The organism is Streptomyces sp. NPDC001231 (genome assembly GCF_042896885.1).
Lineage (GTDB): Bacteria > Actinomycetota > Actinomycetes > Streptomycetales > Streptomycetaceae > Streptomyces.
Genome location: NZ_JBIAXS010000005.1, coordinates 44,484 through 63,035, shown reverse-complemented (window position 1 = coordinate 63,035; position 18,552 = coordinate 44,484). Strand labels below are relative to the sequence as shown.

Sequence of the window (18,552 nt, the reverse complement as noted above, 5' to 3'; positions counted from 1 at the left end):
CGAAGATGTACGACCCCACAGTCGCCCGACTCACCTACCGGGCCCTGCTCGGCCGCCGCCGGGCCCTCATCCTCGGCGCGCTGCCGCTGCTGCTCATCGTGATCGCCGCGGCCGTCCGCGCTCTCGCCGGAGCCGACGACCAGACCGCGGTGAACGTCCTGGGCGGGTTCGCGCTCGCCACCATGGTGCCGATCATCGGCGTCATCGCCGGCACCGGAGCGATCGGGCCGGAGATCGACGACGGCTCGGTGGTGTACCTGCTGTCCAAGCCGCTCAAGCGGTCGACGATCATCTTCACCAAGCTGATCGTGGCGATCGCGGTGACCATGGTCTTCTCCGCGGTGCCGACCCTGGTCGCCGGGCTGATCCTCAACGGCAACGGGCAGCAGATCGCCATTGCCTACACCGTGGCCGCGCTGGTCGCCTCCATCGCCTACGCGGCCCTCTTCCTCCTGCTGGGCACGGTCTCCCGGCACGCGGTGGTCTTCGGGCTCGTCTACGCGCTGGTCTGGGAGGCGTTGTTCGGCTCCCTGGTGCCCGGGGCGCGCACGCTGAGCATCCAGCAGTGGGCGCTGGCCGTGGCGCACAAGGTCGCCGGCGGGGACATGGTCACCTCCGACGTCGGGCTGCCGACGGCGACGGTGCTGCTGGTGGTGGTGACCGTCCTGGCCACCTGGTACGCCGGGCAGAAACTGCGATCGCTGACCCTCGCCGGCGAGGAGTGAGGCATCCGATCGAGGCCGGGCGGTCCCGCCCGGCCTTGACGGAGGCTTCACCTTCACCCGGGCACACTGGGCAAAGCGGATGAAGCGGCAGGAGGGCGTGATGGCGGGCGAAGTGTCGGAGAGCGAGGGCCGGGGGACGACCGGGGACACGTGGGACGACGTCGTCCTGGACGCCGACTTCATACGCGCCGCCGGGACCGCCGAGCCGTCCGGCCGGGCGCGGATGCTCGCCGCGCGCTGGCGGCGCGAGGAGCCCGAGCCCCAGCCGTGGCGCTCCGACGAGCCGCCCGCCGGATGGTTCTTCAGCAAGGCCCGCCGGCGTCGGTGGCGGCGGCGGTGAAGAGGCCCGGGGCGCCCGGTAATTCGGTGGCGTCGAAGCCGTCGTAACGGCACAGTGGTGGTGTTCACCGCGCCGGACCGCATCGGCGCCACGTTCTGGGAGAGGAGCTGGGCGATGTCGATGCACGGCAGTACGCCGAGCTCCCGACAGGGCAGCCCGCGGCGGGCTCCGGAGTAACTACCGGCTCCGTCGAGCCCGCCTCGCACGGGGAGCTGCCCGGGGCGGCCGCTTCGAGCACGCGAATCCCTTCGCGTGGGCCGCCCACCCGGAGGATTGGCCGAGTGGCAAGGCACCGGCTTGGTTCAAGCCGCGGTCGGGGTCACCCCCGCGCACGTTCGATCCGTGCATCCTCCGCAGAGACCGAGGGCTCAGCCCACCAGCTTCTCCAGCAGCACCGCGATGCCGTCCTCGTCGTTCGAGGCCGTCACCTCGTCGGCGACCGCCTTCAGCTCCTCGTGGGCGTTGGCCATCGCCACGCCCCGGGAGGCCCAGGAGAACATCGGGACGTCGTTGGGCATGTCGCCGAAGGCGATGGCGTCCGCCGCCTTCAGGCCCAGCCGCCGCGCGGCCAGCGAGAGCCCCGTGGCCTTCGACAGGCCCAGCGGCAGCAGCTCGACGATGCCCTCACCGGCCATGGTCACCGAGACGAAACCGCCGGCGGTCCGGCGGGCCACGTCGGCCAGTTCGTCGTCCGTGAGGTCCGGGTGCTGGACGTAGATCTTGTTGAGGGGCGCGCTCCACAGCTCCGCGACGTCCGTGAACGGCGTCGCCGGAAGCGGGCCCGCGACCGCGTAGCCGGGACCGACCAGTACCTCGCCGTCCAGACCGTCGCGGCTGGCCGCCAGGTACAGCGGACCGACCTCCGCCTCGATCTTGGCCAGGGCCACCGCCGCCAGTTGCCGGTCCAGGGTCACCGAGGTCAGCAGGCGGTGCTCCCCGGCGTCGTACACCTGGGCGCCCTGGCCGCAGACCGCGAGGCCCCGGTAGCCGAGGTCGTCGAGGACGTGCCGGGTCCAGGGCACCGCGCGGCCGGTGACGACGAGGTGCGCGGCACCCGCCGCGGTGGCCGCGGCGAGCGCCTCACGGGTGCGCTCCGAGACCGAGCCGTCGGAGCGCAGGAGCGTCCCGTCGAGGTCGGTCGCGATCAGCTTGTAGGGGAACGGCCCGGCGGCGGGTCTCACTTGGCCACCGGTTCCAGGACCTCCCGGCCGCCGAGGTAGGGACGCAGCACTTCCGGCACCCGCACGGAGCCGTCGGCCTGCTGGTGGTTCTCCAGGATCGCGACGATCGTGCGGGGGACGGCGCACAGCGTGCCGTTGAGCGTCGCCAGCGGGCGGACCGCCTTGCCGTCACGGAAGCGGATCTGGAGCCGGCGGGACTGGAACTCGGTGCAGTCCGAGGTCGAGGTCAGCTCGCGGTACTTGCCCTGGGTCGGGACCCACGCCTCGCAGTCGAACTTGCGCGAGGCCGAGGCGCCCAGGTCGGCCGAGGCGACGTCGATCACGCGGAACGGCAGCTCCAGCGAGGTCAGCCACTGCTTCTCCCACTCCAGCAGCCGGCGGTGCTCCTCCTGCGACTCCTCGGGGGTGACGTAGGAGAACATCTCGACCTTGTCGAACTGGTGGACGCGGAAGATGCCCTTGGTGTCCTTGCCGTGCGAGCCGGCCTCGCGGCGGAAGCACGGCGAGAACCCGGCGTACCGCAGCGGCAGGCGGTCGGCGTCGATGATCTCGTCCATGTGGTACGCCGCCAGCGGCACCTCGGAGGTGCCGACCAGGTACAGGTCGTCCTTGTCGAGGTGGTAGACGTCCTGGGCCGCCTGGCCGAGGAAGCCCGTGCCCGCCATCGACTGGGGGCGGACCAGCGCGGGGGTCAGCATCGGCGTGAAGCCGGCCGCGGTGGCCTGGGCGATCGCCGCGTTCACCAGGGCCAGTTCCAGCAGGGCGCCGACACCGGTGAGGAAGTAGAAGCGCGAGCCGGAGACCTTCGCGCCGCGCTCCACGTCGATCGCGCCGAGGAGCTGGCCGAGCTCCAGGTGGTCCTTGGGCTCGAAGCCCTCGGCGGCGAAGTCGCGGATCGTGCCGTGCGTCTCCAGCGTGACGAAGTCCTCCTCGCCGCCGACGGGCACGTCCGGGTGGATGAGGTTGCCGAGCCGGAGAAGCAGCTCCTGGGTCTCGGCGTCGGCCGCGTCGCGCTCGGCGTCGGCGGTCTTGACGTCGGCGGCGAGCCCGCTCGCACGCTTCAGCAGCTCGGCCTTCTCGTCACCGGAGGCCTTGGGGATGAGCTTGCCCAGCGCCTTCTGCTCGGCGCGCAGCTCGTCGAAGCGGACGCCGGACGACCTGCGCCGCTCGTCGGCAGACAGGAGGGCGTCGACGAGCGCGACGTCCTCTCCACGGGCACGCTGCGAGGCGCGCACACGGTCGGGGTCCTCACGGAGCAGACGAAGGTCAATCACGCGGTCAAGGCTACCGGTGCGACGTTCCACCCCACGACCCAGTATTCCGAACCATGCCTTACATACCGTTATGGAGGAATTGCTTCCGGTGTCAATGAGGCAGGCCCCGCTTCCCTGGAACGAGGCAGGCGGCGGGTGCCGGGTTGACCTGATTCCCTTGCGCGGAAGGGGACTTGAGGTCGGGGTTGTCCACAGGGATCCACGCCCTCCGGAGAGTTATCCACAGGCTGTGTGGAAGATCTGTGGATTTCGGAATTGATCACTCCAGAAGCGTTGGGCGGAGGGAGGGATTCCTGTCTCGAGGTGCCCGGATGCCCACTTTCGGCGGAAAGGGGTCGCCCCAAAAGATGAACCAAAGGAGACGAGTGGACGAAGGGTGACCTGTGGGGCCTCGACCGATCTTGGGAGCTGAAGGGCGATTTGTCGACCGACCCCCCGTTGGGTGTCGACTTGTCCCCAGGTCGAGAGAGGGGGGTGTGGATAACTTCTGTGGACAACCAGCATCCGCGGACGGCACCGGCCGGACGCGGCACAACCGGCTAGAAACGGCCGTCCTGGCAGCGTGCCACCCAGTCCGCCGCCGCCACGAACTCCTGGTCCGAGGTCCCGGCCAGCGGAGGCCGTACGTCCGCCGTGTCGCCGTCCGCCCGCGGGTACGAGCCCAGGAAGCGCACCTGGAGGCAGATCCGCTTGAGGCCCATCAGGGCCTCCGCCATCCGGCGGTCGTTGATGTGGCCCTCGGCGTCGATGCAGAAGCAGTAGTTGCCGATGCCGGCGCCCGTCGGGCGGGACTGCAGCAGCATCAGGTTGATACCGCGGGTGCTGAACTCGCCCAGCAGGTCGCGCAGCCCGCCGGGATGGTCGTCGCGCTGCCACAGCACCACGGACGTCTTGTCCGTGCCGCTCGGCGCTGCGGGCCGAGCGGGCCGGCCGACCAGCACGAACCGTGTCTGCGCGTTCTCCGCGTCGTGGATGCCCGTCTCCAGGGGCACGAGCCCGTACCGCGCGGCCGCGAACTCACCGGCGAACGCGGCGTCGTAGCGGCCCTCCTGGACCAGGCGGGCGCCGTCCGCGTTCGAGGCGGCCGACTCCCAGACGGCGTCCGGGAGGTTCGCCGAGAGCCAGTTGCGCACCTGCGGCTGGGCGGCCGGGTGGGCGGTGACGGTCTTGATGTCCGACAGCGTCGTACCGGGCCTGACCAGCAGCGCGAAGGTGATCGACAGCAGCACCTCGCGGTAGATCATCAGCGGCTGGCCCGCGACCAGCTCGTCGAGCGTGGTGGTGATGCCGCCCTCGACGGAGTTCTCGATCGGCACGAAAGCGGCCTCGGCCGCGCCGGCCCGGACGGCGTCCAGCGCCGACTGCACGGACACGTACGGGACCAGTTCCCGCGTGGCCGTCTCGGGAAGGGTGCGCAGGGCGACTTCGGTGAAGGTGCCCTCGGGGCCGAGATACGCATAGCTCGCTGGCATGACCTCACCCTAATGGCCTCGGCCGGACCCGGCTCGCGTGTCTCACGGAAGCCCCTCCCCCGGGTGAACCGGGTGTGACGGGTGTGATCGCGCCTGCTCCCGCCGTGCTCAGCCCTCCATCAGCCGCTGTCCCACGTACTCGCCCTTCGCCGCCCCGCCCGGGACCGCGAACAGACCGCTCGCCTCGTGCCGGATGTACGCCGACAGCGCGTCGCCGCGGTCCAGCTTGCGCTGCACCGGTACGAAGCCGCGCAGCGGGTCCGCCTGCCAGCAGATGAACAGCAGTCCCGCGTCCGGGGTGCCGTCGGCGTCGAAGCCGTCGTGGTAGGAGAAGGGGCGCCTGAGCATGGCCGCGCCCCCGTTCTGGTCGGGCCGGGTGATCCGGGCGTGGGCGTTGACCGGGACGACGTAGGTGCCGTCCTTGCCGGTCTTCTCCAGGTCCATCGCGGTCGTCTCGGTGCCCCCGCCGAGCGGCGCCCCGTCGGACTTGCGGCGCCCGATGACGTCCTCCTGCTGGGTGAGCGACAGCTTCTCCCAGTCGTCCAGGAGCATCCGGATGCGGCGTACGACGACGTATGAGCCGTTCGCCATCCAGGCCGGCTCGCCGTTCGCGGGCACGAAGAGGCGCTGGTCGAAGTCGGGGTCGGCCGGCTTCGGGTTGCGGGTGCCGTCGATCTGCCCCATCAGGTTGCGGGCCGTCATGGGATGCGCGGTGGCCCCGGGGGAGCGGTTGAAGCCGTTCATCTGCCAGCGGACGCGGGCGGCGCCGCCCGCGTCCTTCTGGAGGGCGCGCAGGGCGTGGAAGGCGACCAGCGCGTCGTTCGCGCCGATCTGCACCCAGAGATCGCCGTTGCTGCGGGACTTGTCGAGCCGGTCGGAGGAGAAGTCGGGCAGCGGGTCGAGAGCGCCGGGCCGCTGCCCGCGCAGATCCGTCCGGTCGAAGAAGGAGTGGCCGAAGCCGAAGGTGACCGTCAGCGCCGAGGGGCCTGCGTCCCGGGCCACGTCGGTGTCGTCGTGTGCGGCCGGTTCACCCGCCATCAGCCGCTCGGCCGTCGCCGACCAGCGGCGCAGCAGCGCGGCGGCCTCCTTGCGGCCCGCTCCGGGCGCGAGGTCGAAGGCGACGAGATGGCCGCGGGCCTGGAGGGCGTCGGTGATGCCGGGCTGATGTTTCCCGTGAAACCTCGCCCGGTCGGCGCCGAGCGAGGTGAGCGGGGTGGCACCGACGGGCGCCGCCGTGTAGCCGAGGCCCGTGCCGGCCGCGCCGAGGACGAGCCCGGTGGCACCGGCCGTGCCGAGCAGTCGCCGGCGCGACACGCCCGCTCCTGCGGCGGTGCCCGCCCGCGCGGACGCGGTCGCGGCGGGCGAGGGGTTCGGGGAGGTGGCCTCCGGGGTGGACTGGTCGGTCATGGTGCGGTTCAGCCGATCTGCGCGTTCTTGGTGACGGTCACCTGGTCGATGTCGGAGGTCCGCACGGTCACGACGACCTGCCAGTCGCCCGCCATGGGGATCTGTACTCCGCTCGCCACCCAGTGTCCGGTGGTGACGTGGTCGGGGTTCACCGGGAGCGGTCCGAGGTCCTTCGCGGCCAGCGTGAAGGCGATCTTGAGCTCGACGATGTCGCGGAGGCGCCCGTTCGGCCCGAGGGAAAAGATGTGCAACTCGTTGCCGCCGACGCGCGCGGGGTCGATGTCGATCCGTACGACGCCCTTGCCGTCCTTGCCGCCGGTGTCGAACGGCATGTCGAGGGTGACCGCGCCCGCCCCGGAGGACGAGGACGAGGACGCGGGCGACGACGTGGCGGTCCTGGCCTCCGTCTCCGTGCGCCCCGGTTCGGTCTGCGTCAGCACGGTGGTGACGGCGAGCAGCACGACGGCGACACCCGCTTCCATCAGGACGGACCGGCGCAGCCCGAAGCGGTGGGGGTCGGCGTCCCGCAGCCGCTTCTGCCGTGCGGTGTCCACGGCGGCCTGCTGCCGGGCGAGCTGGGCGGCCCGCCGGGCGGCCTCGCCCTTCGCCGTCTTCCCACCGGGCTTGGCCTTGCCGCCGCCGGCTTTCCCGGTTTCGTTCTTCCCGGTCCCCGTCTTCCCGGCCCCGGCCTTCGCGTCCGGGCCGGGATTCCTGCCCGCGGTCGCCGCGACCTTCGTGCGTGCCTTGGCCGGAGCCTTCGCGGCGGCCGTCTGCGCCAGTCGGCCCGTCCAGCGGCGGGAGGTCCAGGCGACGCCGACCATCAGCGCCACCAGACCGACCTTGACTAGGAGCAGCTGTCCGTAGCGGGTGTCGGTGAGCGCCGACCAGGAGCCGACCTGGCGCCAGGACTGATAGGTGCCGGTCGCGACCAGCGCCAGGACGGAACCGAAGGCGACCTGGGAGAAACGGCGTACGGCCGCTGTCTCGACCGGGGTCTCGGCGGGTGCCCGGTACAGCGCGACCAGGAGGGCGACGAGACCGCCGAGCCAGGCGGCCACGGCGAGCAGGTGGACGACGTCGACCGGCATCGCGATGCCCGGCTGGAGCCCGGTCGAGGCGTGCTCGGACATGGCCCAGCTGGCCGCGAGCCCGACGGCGACCACGGTGCCGCCGATCGCGAGCCCGAAGGTCAGGTCGCGCTTCTCGTCGTCCGTGCGCTTTTGGTACTCCCCGAAGAGCACCGCGACGAACAGCGCCGCCGCGGCGAGCAGCAGCAGCCGGGAGACGAGGGCCGCCCCGGTCTTGGTCTGGAGCACCTGCCCGAGGAGCGTCAGGTCGAAGACGTCCCCGATCTTTCCGGAGGTGGTGTAGGAGCCGCGCAGGAGCAGCAGCGCGAGCGTGGACGCGGTGAGCGCGACCCAGCCGGAGACGACGAGCCGTTGCACCGCCCGCACTCCCGAGCCGCGCTGCCAGCAGGCCAGTACGAAGGCGGCGCCGCCGGCCAGGACGACGAAGCCGGCGTACGACACGTACCGCCCGAACCCGTAGAGCCCCCCGACGATCCCGCCGCCCGCCGTCTGGTCGCCGACCGCGGCGGAAGTCTTGGAGGGGGCGCCGATGGAGAAGGTGTAGGCACCGCCGACGGGGTGGCTGTCGGCCGAGACCACCTGGTAGGCGACGGTGTAGGTGCCGTCCGGCAGCCCACTGCGCAGTCGCACGGCGTACGTCGTCCCGCTGACGTTGGCGGGCTTCCCGGCGTCGACGCGGTTGCCCTTGGGATCCAGGACGCGCAGCGAGTCGTCGCTCATGGCGACCTGCTCGGAGAAGGTCAGCGACACCTGGGCGGGCGCCTTGTCGACCACCGCCCCCTGCTGCGGATCGCTGCCGGTCAGCGCGGCGTGCGCGGAGGCCGGGGCGGCTCCGGCGAGGAGCACGCCGACGACGGCCATGAGCAGCAGCATCAGGGCCCGGAAGCGTGGGGCGATGGTCTGCGACAAGGTGGTCCCTCCCTCAGTGTCCGGTCGCGGGGTTGTACGTGGCCGATTTCACCGGCATCTCGACCTTGACGGTGCCGGACTCGGCGAAGTGCAGTTCGACGAGGACCGTCTGGCCCTGCCGGGGCGCGCGCTTCAGCTTGTCGAACATCAGGTGGTTGCCGCCGCTCTCGAACACGAGCCGCCCGTGGGCGGGGACGGTGAGGGGGCCGGCCTCCTTCATGACCCCGCCGGCGGTCTGGTGCACGGTGACGTCCTCGGCTTCGGCGCTGGTGACCGAGGTGAGTTCGTCCTTGGCGCCGCCCTTGTTCTCGATGGTCAGGAAGCCGGCCGCCATCGCGGCCGAGAGCGGCTGGGGCATGTAGGCGGAGTGGACGGACAGTTCGGCCTTCGCGTCACCGGTCCCGGAGGACGCGGCGCAGCCGGTCAGCAGGGCGGTACCGGTCAGGGCCGCGGCCACGAGCGCCGCCGCCGGTGCCGGCCGCCTCACGGGTTCTCCCCCTTGACGATCCTGGGGAGGTCCTTGGTGTAGTCGTCGACGGTGGCGTCCTCGCCGTAGAGGACGTATCCGGCGTCGGTCTTCGGGGAGAACGCGATCACCTGGGTGCCGTGCATCGAGACGAGCTTGCCGTTCTTGTCCTTCGTGGTCGGCTCGATGGAGATGCCCAGGGTGCGCGCGCCGGCCTGGATGGTGGAGAAGTCGCCGGTCAGTCCTATGAACTGCGGGTCGATCATTTTGAGCCACTTGCCGAGTTCGGCCGGGGTGTCGCGGTCCGGGTCGGTCGTGACGAACACCACGCGCAGGTCGTCCTGCCCGGCCTTGGGCAGCGCCTTCTTGGCGACCGCGATGTTGTTCATGGTCAGCGGGCAGGCGTCGGGGCAGTGGGTGTAGCCGAAGTAGACCAGCGTCGGGTGGCCGGCGGTCTCCTTGCGGAGGTCGTACTGCTTTCCCTGGGTGTCGGTGAGGACCAGGTCCGGCTTCTCGAACGGCTTGTCGAGGACGGTCGCGGCCTTCTGCGAGGTGTCCTCGGAGACGACGGCGACGGGGTTCCCGCCGTCGTTGCCGCTGCCGCAGGCGGAGAGGGTCAGGGTGGCCGCGGCCAGCAGGGCGGCCGCGACGAAGGTCTTGTTGCGCATAGAGAAATGTCCCAGATGTGAGAACTCCGGCGCGCACCGGGGGCCGTACGCGAGGGTCGCACGACCCCCGGAGCGCGTGACGGACGAGCCGGATCAGGCGGTGGCGCGCCTGCGGCCGGCGAGTACGCCGTAGGCCACGCCGGCCGCGCCGACGAGGATGCCGATGATGCCGAGGACGCGGGCGGTGTTGTCGCTGCCGCTCTTGGAGGTGTCGGCGGCGGTGGTCTGGGCGGCGGGCTTGGTGTCGGCAGCGGCGTCCTTGGCCGACGCGTCGTGTCCGTCACCCTCCGAGGCCGCGGTCAGCTGAAGCACCGGCGCCGGGTTGTCCGGCTCCGCCTGGCCCTTCTGCGGCACCTCGATCCAGCGCACGACCTCCTTGTTGGAGTACGTCTGGATCGCCTTGAAGACCAGCTGGTCGGCGTCCTCGGGCAGCGTGCCGATGGAGAGCGGGAACTTCTGGAAGAAGCCGGGCTTGATGCCGTCGCCGTCGGCGGTCCAGGTGACCTTGGTGACGGCTTCGGAGATCTTCTTGCCGTGCATCTCCAGCGGCTTGTCCAGCTGGGACTTGGTGACGTCGATCTTCCAGCCGGTCATCGGCTGCGGCATCACTGAGGCCAGCGGGTGGTCGGTCGGGAAGTTGACCTCGACCTTGGTGGTGGAGGCGTTGTCGCGCTCGTTGGGGACCTTGAAGTCGACGACGGCGTAGCCGCCCTTGGCGGCGGAGCCCTCCGGCTGGACACTGACATGCGCGAACGCGGGGGCGGACAGGGCGAGGACGGCCGAGCCGGCGACGGCGGCGGTGGCGACGAGTCGAGAAGCCTTCATGGGGGTGCACTCCACTTCGAGTGAGTTCCGGTGTCTGAGGGGTGCGCGTGCGGGGCGGGACCGGTGTCCCGGTGTTCCCGCCGGGCGGGCACGCGCGCGCGTGCCCGCACGACGGCGGCCGCTCCCCCGGCGGAGACCCGCTCGGTGGGGTGGTGGTCGCGTCGCGTCAGGCAGCGAGGACGAGTGCGGCGGCGGTCGGCGGGCCGCGGCGGATCACCGTGTGCTGGAGTGCGGTGGTGTGGGGGACGAGGGGCGCGGAGTCGGCGGTGCGCCGGAAGCGCGGGCCGGTACCGGCCACCGTGGGCAGCCCGGCGCACAGGGCGCGCACCAGGGCGAGCGCCCCGCGCAGGGACCGAACGAGCGCGGCCTCGGCGACTCCGTGCGCCGACAGCTCGATCAGCCGCAGCAGGGCGAGGTCGCCGCGCCGCAGTACCCAGCCCGTGGCGACGGCGGCCAGGACGTGGACGAGCAGCATCGGCAGGGACGGCAGCAGCGCGGCGGCCGCGCCGATGGGGAACGGGGAGCCTGCCGGGTGGTGCGGGGCGCTCGGGCCCGTGCCGGCACCGCCGTAGGCGTGTGCGTCGACGAGTATCCGGTAGGCCCGGGCCGGGCTGATCGCGGCGGCGGTCGCCCCGCACACGTACCGGGCGGCCCGCTGGACGAGCTCGGCGTCGGACAGCACGGGCAGCGAACCCGTCGGCCCCGTCGATCCCGTGGAGCCCATGGTCATGGCACCGGAAGCCATGGCGCCCACGCCGCTCTGCCCCATGCCGAACAGGCTGTGCAACACGGTCTGGCCGACCACGAGCAGCGTCGCGATCCCCGGCAGGGAACGCGCGCGCCCGGCGAGGGGCGCCACCACGACCAACGCCCCCAGGAACCCCGCGCCCAGCGTCCACAGCGGCACGGCGGCGCAGGAGGCCAGCGTGTGCCCGGCCGCGGCCAGCACGACGCAGACCGCGGCGAACACCGCGGCCCGCAGGATCCGGAGACCGCGTCCGGCGGGTGCCGTGCGCGGGCGGGGGTCAGACATGGCGGCCTCATCATCCCACTGGACCCGGGCCCGTCGTACGGCAGGTCCACAAGATGCGGTAGATCCGGAAGGTCACGTTCTGATGCCTTCGGCCCGCACATACACCGATTCCCCGCCCCGCCGCGTCCGCCGATCGGACCGTGTCGTGTCAACGCCGTGCTTATGGCAGGGCACTCGGGGCAATACGTAACGGTATGTCGAGCCGCGCCGGGAGGCTGGAGCATGAGCATCTGGTGGTCACTCCATCTGCGGCGTGACGCCGCGAGCGTGCCGCTCGCGCGGCGACTGCTGCTCGGCACGATGGAGACCGCGGGCGTCGACCCCGACATCTCCTACGACCTGTCCGTGGCGCTGAGCGAGGCCTGCGCGAACGCGGTGGAGTACGGCGGGGACACCGAATCCTCCGGTGGGTACCGCGTCACCGCCTTTCTCGACGGGGAGAAGTGCCGCATCGAGGTGGCCGACGCGGGCCCCGGCTTTCCGCCGGCGGGCCGCCGTCGCCCGATCCGCGCCGCGTGCGCCGAGGCCGAGCACGGCCGCGGCCTGTATCTCATCCAGGAACTCGCCGACCATGTCCACATCCGCAACAGGCCGGGCCGGGGCGGCGCGGTGGTGAGCTTCGACAAGATCCTCAAGTGGCGCGAGGACGCCCCGCTGGTGGCGGTGTAGCGCAGCCGGTTCGCGGTGCAGCGCCGTGCGAGACGCCGGCCAGGAGTCCGGGCGTGTCCCGGGTCCGGCGCGACGGAACTTCGTCAGGAGTCGGCCAGGAGCTTCGCCAGGGCCTCCAGGGCCTCCGGGTAGACCCGTTCCCGTGGGGTGCCGTAGCCGACGACCACGCCCTGGGGGCGGTCCTCACCGGGGGTGTGCCAGTGGTCGGCCAGGCGGCCGAGGGCCAGGCCCTCCGCCTCGGCGCGGGCCAGCGTCTCCGCTTCGTCGGCGACGTCCACCAGGGCATGCAGCCCGGCGGCGATCCCGCGCACCCGGCGGGAGCCCAGGCGGCCCAGGAGCTGGTCCCGGCGGCGCCGGTAGCGAAGGCGGCACGCGCGTATGTGCCGGTCGTAGGCGTGGCTGTCGATCAGCTCGGCGAGCGCCAACTGGCCGATGGTCTCGGTGTGGTGGTCACTGTGCAGCTTGGCCTCGGCCACCGCGTCGACCAGGTGCGGCGGCAGCACCACCCAGCCCAGTCGCAGGGCCGGCCCCAGGGTCTTGGAGGCGGTGCCCAGATAGGCGACCTGACGCGGCGCCATGCCCTGAAGCGCGCCCACCGGCTGGCGGTCGTAGCGGAACTCGCCGTCGTAGTCGTCCTCGACGATCAGCCCTCCACGCGCGCGTGCCCAGTCGGTCAGCGCACGCCTCCGCTCCGGGTGCAGGGTCACGCCGGTCGGGTACTGGTGCGCCGGGGTGACGACGACGGCCCTCTGCTCGCCCAGGTCCTGGGCGCACACACCGCGTTCGTCGACCCGGACCGGCGCCACGCTGCCGCCCGCCCGCCGCACCACCTCCCGGTGGAAGGGCAGCCCGGGATCCTCCATGGCGATTTCGGCCCCGTCCAGTACGCGCGTGAGGAGCGCCAGCCCCTGCACGTACCCGGAGGTGATGACGATCCGCTCGGGCGGAGCGATCACCCCGCGCGCCCGCCCCAGATAGCCCGACAGTGCCGTGCGCAGCTCGATCCGGCCGCGCGGGTCGCCGTAGTCGTACGTCAGCGAGGGCGCCGTCGCGATGGCCCGGCGCAGTGCCCGCAGCCAGGCCGCCGCCGGGAAGGTGCCCACGTCCGGGCTGCCCGGCCGCAGGTCGAAACGGGGAGCACGCGCGCGTGCCGCCGCTCCCGGCTCCTGCGCGTCGACGGCCGGCAGGGCGGCGACCCGGGTGCCCGATCCCTGTCGCGCCGTCAGATAGCCCTCGGCGACCAGCTGGTCGTACGCCGCCTTCGCGGTGCCCCGCGAGATGCCGAGTTCGGCGGCCAGCCGGCGGGTCGCCGGCAGCCGTGTCCCGGGCGCGAGCCGCCCGTCCCGCACCGCGTCGCGGAGCGCCTTCTCCAGCCCCGCCCGGCGGCCCGCCGCCGCGTCCGGTTCCAGATGCAGGTCCAACCCGGCACCGGACCAGAAGTCCTCCACGAGAACCCTCCCCCCAGGTACGTGAATGCATGTCCAGGACCCGCGCCCCGGCACAGGAAGGCCGGGCACCTCGCGGGTACCCGGCCTCCGGACCCGTATCAGCTCTTCAGCGACGCCATCCAGGCCTCGACCTCGTCGGAGCGGCGCGGCAGGCCGGCCGAGAGATTGCGGTTGCCGTCCTCGGTGACCAGGATGTCGTCCTCGATGCGGACGCCGATGCCGCGGTACTCCTCCGGGACGGTCAGGTCGTCGGCCTGGAAGTACAGGCCCGGCTCGACGGTGAGGACCATGCCCGGCTCCAGCGTGCCGTCGACGTACGTCTCGGTCCGCGCGGCGGCGCAGTCGTGGACGTCCATGCCGAGCATGTGGCCGGTGCCGTGCAGCGTCCAGCGGCGCTGCAGACCCAGCTCCAGGACCCGCTCGACCGGGCCCTCGACCAGGCCCCACTCGACGAGCTTCTCCGTGAGCACGCGCTGGGCGGCGTCGTGGAAGTCGCGGTACTTGGCACCCGGCTTGACCGCCGCGATGCCGGCCTCCTGGGACTCGTACACCGCGTCGTAGATCTTCTTCTGGATCTCGTTGTACGTGCCGTTGACGGGCAGCGTGCGCGTGACGTCGGCGGTGTAGAGGGTGTGCGTCTCCACGCCCGCGTCCAGCAGGAGCAGGTCGCCGGAGCGGACCGGGCCGTCGTTGCGCACCCAGTGCAGGGTGCAGGCGTGCGGGCCGGACGCGCAGATGGAGCCGTAGCCGACGTCGTTGCCCTCGACGCGCGCGCGGAGGAAGAACGTTCCCTCGATGTAGCGCTCGCTGGTCGCCTCGGCCTTGTCGAGGACCTTCACCACGTCCTCGAAGCCGCGCACGGTGGAGTCGACGGCCTTCTGCAGCTCGCCGATCTCGAAGTCGTCCTTGACCAGGCGCGCCTCGGAGAGGAAGACCCGCAGCTCCTCGTCGCGCTCGGCGGTGACCTTGTCGGTCAGGGCGGCCTCGAGGCCGGCGTCGTAGCCGCGCACGACGCGGACCGGGCCGGTGGCCTCACGCAGCGTGTCCGCCAGTTCGCGCACGTCGGAGGTCCCGATGCCGTACAGGGTCTCGGCCTCGGCCAGGGAGTGGCGGCGGCCGACCCACAGCTCGCCCTGGCCGGAGAGCCAGAACTCGCCGTTCTCACGGTCGGAGCGCGGCAGGAGGTAGAGCGTCCCCTGGTGCCCGTCCGCGGTGGGCTCCAGGACCAGGACGCCGTCCTCGGTCTGGTTGCCGGTGAGGTAGGCGTACTCGACCGAGGAGCGGAAGGAGTACTCGGTGTCGTTCGAGCGGGTCTTCAGGTTGCCCGCGGGGATGACCAGGCGCTCGCCGGGGAAGCGTGCGGACAGTGCGGCGCGGCGGCGCGCGGTGTGCTCCGCCTGCTCGACCGGCTCGAGGCCGTGCAGCTCGGTGTCGGCCCAGCCGGACTTCATGTTCTCGGCGAGCTCGTCGGACACGCCCGGGTACAGGCCGTTCTTCCGCTGCTTGATCGGTTCTTCTTCGGCGGTCTCCGGGGTCTCCGGCAGCTCCTGCGCCACGGTCTTCCTCCTCGATACAGCCACTGGGCCATCCCCCATCGTACGGTCGCGCGGAAGGGGGCCAGAGGCGGAAGCACCTGTTACCGGGTCACCGGGCGGCCTACTCGAAGCGCGCCGCCAGCAGCGCCACGTCCTCCGCGCCGTCGGTCACGTCGAGACCGTTCGGCAGGAGCGTGTGCAGGACGTGGTCGGCGACGGCCCCGGGGTCGTGGCGCAGCGTGCGCGGGACGCTCGCAGCGGCCGTGTGCAGCCGGGCGAAGGCGCGGTCCGCGGGATCGCCGGTGCGGTGCAGCAGCCCGTCGGTGTAGAGCAGCACCGTCTCGCCCGAGGCCACCTGGAACTCCACGCTCGGCGCCTCCCAGCAGGCGAGCATGCCCAGCGGCGCGGACACGGACGTCTCCACGAACTCCGTGCGCCGTTCGCCGAGCACCAGCGGCGGGCAGTGCCCGGCGCCCGCCAGGGTGATGCGGCGCAGGGCGGGTTCGCAGTAGGCGAACAGGGCCGTGGCGGAGCGGGCGGGCTCGGTCAGCCGCAGGAGCAGTTCGAGGTCGGACAGGACGGCGACGGGATCCTCGCCCTCCATGACCGCGTAGGCCCGCAGGGATGCCCGCAGCCGGCCCATCGCGGCGATCGCGCCCGGCCCGGCGCCGGTGACCGAGCCGACCGCGAGGCCGAGCGCGGCGTCGGGCAGCGGCAGCGCGTCGTACCAGTCGCCGCCGCCGCGCGGCCCGGTGCGGTGCCGGGAGGCGAGCTGGACACCGGGGACGCGGGGCAGCCGGGAGGGCAGCAGCTCCTCGTAGACCGTCGCCATGCACGCGCGCGTGCGCTCGGTGTCGAGCAGGCGCGCCAGGTGCTCGGTGGCGAAGCGGAGGTAGAGGCCGGCGAGGTGGCGCTGCCGCTCAACCGGTTCGGCGGGCTCGTCGTAGAACCAGACGGCGGCGCCGAGTCGGCCGGCGGTCTCGGTGGACAGGGGCAGCGCGTAGCTGGCGGCGTAGCCGAGGCGGCCGGCCACCTCGCGGTGGCGCGGATCGAGGCCGTCCTCGGCGAACAGGTCGGGGCGCACGACCTCGCCGTCGCCGCCCGGCAGCCCGGCCGCGGTGTCGAGGAGCGTCCCGTAGGGCATCGCGCTGCGCGGCACGGTCTCGAGGTGGCCGAGATCGGCCCGTGCGAGACCGAGGCCGATGGTGGTGTCGGGGCCCAGCCCGTCGTCCGGTTCGAGGACGGCGAGTCCGCGCCGGGCGCCGACGAGGGCGGCGCCGGCGCGCAGCAGTTCCTTCAGGGCGGCGTCGAGTCCGTTCGTACGGGCCAGACGTTCGGTGAGCTCGTTCAGAGTGGTGAGGTCGGAGACCCAGCCGGCGAGCCGGTCCTGGAGGAGGGCGCCCGGCGGGCGGGGCGCGTGCGGGCCGGACGGACCGCTCGGGGAGGGGTCCGGAGCGGCGGACGAGGGCACGACAGTGTGTGCGGGTGCCGGAACCGTCGGATCGATTCCAGCCACTTTCGGAGGGTGGGGGGCGCTCATGGCGTCCGGCTTTCCGACCGGTGCGTATTGCTCAAAAGCATCGCAAACCCCCATGTCATTCTGCGCCGCCAGCAGTGTCTCCACATGTACACGCACTCGTGAGGGGATGTCCAGCATTGTCCTGCCGGGTTTCCTGGTGTCAGAGGGCTTCTCGGGGTCTTCTTCCCAACCTCTTGCTAAAAGGGGAAGTTGGCTTGAAACTGCCTCGGGTGACGGCCTGTTGCGGTCGACTGGGCTTGCTCGACAGAGCGTCACAGCGGTCGTGATGGGTACGTACTCGGAGAAGGCCAGGGGTGGTTGGGGACTACCCGGAACCTGGCGACGGACCCGGGCGTCTTAGCCACCGACGACCGTGCCCCATCCTTGCGCGATGGAGGCGGAGAGCAGAACACAAGACGGCATAACGCCATGCTCCGCCACCCCGCGCCACGCCCATGCTTCTGGTAGACGCAGTATGGACGGGGCTGCCGTGGAAGCAGCCGATGCTCGGCCCATAGGGGTTCCCCGTGCCTGAAGGCAGGGGTGTGATGCGCCAACAGGTACGCACAGTGCAGTGATCGACACATGATGTGAGTGGTCCACGGTGTTGCCAGCGGTGCAACGGAAAGGAACGAGCGCTCATGCGCGAGATCCCCGGAAGGCGACGCAGGCTCCCGTCCCAGCACAGTGACGGGGGGCCTGAGCCGATCAGCGCGGCCCTGACCTTCGCGACCCGGTGGCAGTGGCCCGTACTGCCGGGCGTGGCACCGGATCCGCGGCGCAGCGGCCGCTGCGGCTGCCCCGACCCGGAGTGCACGGTGCCCGGCGCGCACCCCTTCGAACCCGGCCTCCTCGCGGCCACCACCGACGCCCGCATGGTGCGCTGGTGGTGGACCAACCGGCCCACCGCGCCGATCGTCCTGGCCACCGGGGGCAAGGCCCCCTGCGCGGTGAGCCTGCCGGCCCTCCCGGCCGCCCGCGCCCTCACGGCACTCGACCGCGTCGGCATGCGGCTCGGCCCGGTCGTCGCCTCGCCCACGCGCTGGGCGATCCTCGTCAAGCCCTACTCCATGGAGCAGTTGGGCGAGCTGCTCTACGCCAAGGACTTCGTCCCCGGCTCCCTCCGCTTCCACGGCGAGGGCGGCTACCTCGCCCTGCCTCCCTCCGAGACCGGAGCCGGCCCGATCCGCTGGGAGCGTGCCCCGCTGCCCGGTTCCGCCTCGCCCTGGGTGCCCGATGTGGAGGCCGTGGTCGATGCGGTGGTGGAGGCCCTCACTCGTACGGGTGTGAGCGCCCCCGAGTTCTAGGGGTGTCGCGGCCCCGGGCGGGCGAACCGCCCGCCCGGGGCCGTTATCGTCCCCGCATGCTGCGTCGTTCCGCCGGACCTGGAAGCCGAGTGCCGTGCGGCGGCCCCGATTCCCGACGCGTCCGCCTGCTCGCCCTCCTGGGCGTCGTCGGCTGCGCCGCCGTACTGCCGCCGGCCGGGGCGTCCGCGGGCCAGGTGGGCGACCGGAGCGGTACGGACGCCTGGTCCCCGGTGCGCTCCCTGCCGCCCGGCGACGACAAGATGCCCTCCGCCGCGCCCGCCCGTTCCCCGCTGGTGCTCGGCCTGGGGCTCGCGACCGCCGCGCGCTGCGGCCCCGAGGTCACCTCGCCCGACGGGATCGAGGCGCAGACCTGTGTGCTGACCAGGGCCAGGACACCTGGGCGCGCACCTACTACCGCAACGCGACCGGACGGCCCCTGGACGCCGACCTGACCCTGATGGGTCCGGGCGAGCGCACCGTGCGGACGCACTGCGCGCCGACCGGGGGCGATGAGCCGGAGACCTGTGAGACACCGCGGGAACGCAACAGGGGGACGGCGGCGGCGTACAGCGCCGTCGCGGAGTTCGCGGAGCGCGGCGGACGTGCCGCGCTGCTACTGCGATCCGGGAGCAACTCACCCACGACAACGGGCGGTTGATGAGCGACTGCGCTGGGTGAGCGACGGC

The 18,552-nt window shown here is 72.3% G+C and carries 16 protein-coding genes, 1 tRNA gene and 1 pseudogene; 6 read left to right on the top strand and 12 right to left on the bottom strand.

Features of this window, described 5'->3' with window-relative positions; genetic code table 11:
- Positions 1–5 precede the first annotated feature (5 nt).
- The 3 genes from ACFY3J_RS08025 (at position 6) to ACFY3J_RS08015 (ending at position 1,419) form a co-directional block, all read left to right on the top strand.
- On the top strand, positions 6–725 hold the full coding sequence (locus ACFY3J_RS08025) for an ABC transporter permease (protein ID WP_365423937.1): 720 nt from the start codon (positions 6–8) through the stop codon (positions 723–725).
- A gap of 100 nt (positions 726–825) precedes the next feature.
- A complete protein-coding gene (locus ACFY3J_RS08020; RefSeq protein WP_390840549.1) occupies positions 826–1,065 on the top strand; it encodes a hypothetical protein in 240 nt (79 codons plus the stop codon).
- Between the two features lie 267 nt (positions 1,066–1,332).
- Positions 1,333–1,419: transfer RNA gene (locus ACFY3J_RS08015), tRNA-OTHER, on the top strand.
- Positions 1,420–1,433: 14 nt separating this feature from the next.
- Here the strand turns inward: ACFY3J_RS08015 and ACFY3J_RS08010 are convergent.
- The 9 genes from ACFY3J_RS08010 to ACFY3J_RS07970 form a co-directional block, all read right to left on the bottom strand.
- The gene (locus tag ACFY3J_RS08010) at positions 1,434–2,246 is read right to left on the bottom strand and encodes an HAD family hydrolase (RefSeq protein ID WP_390840548.1); all 813 of its coding nucleotides are present in this window, start codon (positions 2,244–2,246) and stop codon (positions 1,434–1,436) included.
- Positions 2,243–3,520: a serine--tRNA ligase gene (serS, locus tag ACFY3J_RS08005; protein WP_384174245.1), complete on the bottom strand. Its 1,278-nt coding sequence runs from the start codon at positions 3,518–3,520 to the stop codon at positions 2,243–2,245. The genes ACFY3J_RS08010 and serS overlap by 4 nt, the downstream gene beginning before the upstream one ends.
- Positions 3,521–4,059: 539 nt before the next feature.
- Positions 4,060–4,992: a prephenate dehydratase gene (gene pheA / locus ACFY3J_RS08000; RefSeq protein ID WP_225076398.1), complete on the bottom strand. Its 933-nt coding sequence runs from the start codon at positions 4,990–4,992 to the stop codon at positions 4,060–4,062.
- Between the two features lie 108 nt (positions 4,993–5,100).
- Complete coding sequence (gene efeB, locus ACFY3J_RS07995) at positions 5,101–6,399, bottom strand: iron uptake transporter deferrochelatase/peroxidase subunit (protein WP_390840547.1); 1,299 nt, start codon at positions 6,397–6,399, stop codon at positions 5,101–5,103.
- Between the two features lie 8 nt (positions 6,400–6,407).
- A complete protein-coding gene (locus ACFY3J_RS07990; protein ID WP_390840546.1) occupies positions 6,408–8,396 on the bottom strand; it encodes a copper resistance CopC/CopD family protein in 1,989 nt (662 codons plus the stop codon).
- Positions 8,397–8,409: 13 nt separating this feature from the next.
- On the bottom strand, positions 8,410–8,883 hold the full coding sequence (locus ACFY3J_RS07985; protein WP_384174236.1) for a copper chaperone PCu(A)C: 474 nt from the start codon (positions 8,881–8,883) through the stop codon (positions 8,410–8,412).
- Positions 8,880–9,530: an SCO family protein gene (locus ACFY3J_RS07980; protein ID WP_390840545.1), complete on the bottom strand. Its 651-nt coding sequence runs from the start codon at positions 9,528–9,530 to the stop codon at positions 8,880–8,882. Before ACFY3J_RS07980 ends, ACFY3J_RS07985 begins: the two co-directional genes overlap by 4 nt.
- Positions 9,531–9,623: 93 nt before the next feature.
- Entirely contained in the window at positions 9,624–10,355 is a 732-nt protein-coding gene (locus tag ACFY3J_RS07975; RefSeq protein ID WP_384174230.1) for a YcnI family protein, read from the bottom strand.
- Positions 10,356–10,521: 166 nt separating this feature from the next.
- Positions 10,522–11,388 carry a hypothetical protein gene (locus tag ACFY3J_RS07970; RefSeq protein WP_390840544.1) on the bottom strand — a complete coding sequence of 289 codons (867 nt, stop codon included), beginning with the start codon at positions 11,386–11,388 and terminating at the stop codon, positions 10,522–10,524.
- 222 nt (positions 11,389–11,610) lie between these two features.
- On the opposite strand from ACFY3J_RS07970, the gene ACFY3J_RS07965 reads away from it, so the two are divergent.
- The gene (locus ACFY3J_RS07965; protein WP_384174224.1) at positions 11,611–12,057 is read left to right on the top strand and encodes an ATP-binding protein; all 447 of its coding nucleotides are present in this window, start codon (positions 11,611–11,613) and stop codon (positions 12,055–12,057) included.
- An 83-nt stretch (positions 12,058–12,140) separates the two neighbouring features.
- Here ACFY3J_RS07965 and ACFY3J_RS07960 read toward each other — a convergent pair whose 3' ends face one another.
- The 3 genes from ACFY3J_RS07960 to ACFY3J_RS07950 all read right to left on the bottom strand — a co-directional run bounded on the left by ACFY3J_RS07960 (position 12,141) and on the right by ACFY3J_RS07950 (position 16,697).
- Positions 12,141–13,505, bottom strand: coding sequence for a PLP-dependent aminotransferase family protein (locus ACFY3J_RS07960; protein WP_384174221.1), 1,365 nt, complete (start codon positions 13,503–13,505; stop codon positions 12,141–12,143).
- 98 nt (positions 13,506–13,603) lie between these two features.
- Complete coding sequence (locus ACFY3J_RS07955) at positions 13,604–15,100, bottom strand: aminopeptidase P family protein (protein ID WP_384174218.1); 1,497 nt, start codon at positions 15,098–15,100, stop codon at positions 13,604–13,606.
- A 61-nt stretch (positions 15,101–15,161) separates the two neighbouring features.
- On the bottom strand, positions 15,162–16,697 hold the full coding sequence (locus ACFY3J_RS07950; protein WP_384174215.1) for a PP2C family protein-serine/threonine phosphatase: 1,536 nt from the start codon (positions 16,695–16,697) through the stop codon (positions 15,162–15,164).
- A 503-nt stretch (positions 16,698–17,200) separates the two neighbouring features.
- Here ACFY3J_RS07950 and ACFY3J_RS07945 point away from each other — a divergent pair.
- Positions 17,201–17,866: a bifunctional DNA primase/polymerase gene (locus ACFY3J_RS07945; RefSeq protein ID WP_384174212.1), complete on the top strand. Its 666-nt coding sequence runs from the start codon at positions 17,201–17,203 to the stop codon at positions 17,864–17,866.
- Between the two features lie 56 nt (positions 17,867–17,922).
- Positions 17,923–18,524, top strand: a pseudogene (locus tag ACFY3J_RS07940) (hypothetical protein).
- Positions 18,525–18,552: the final 28 nt, after the last annotated feature.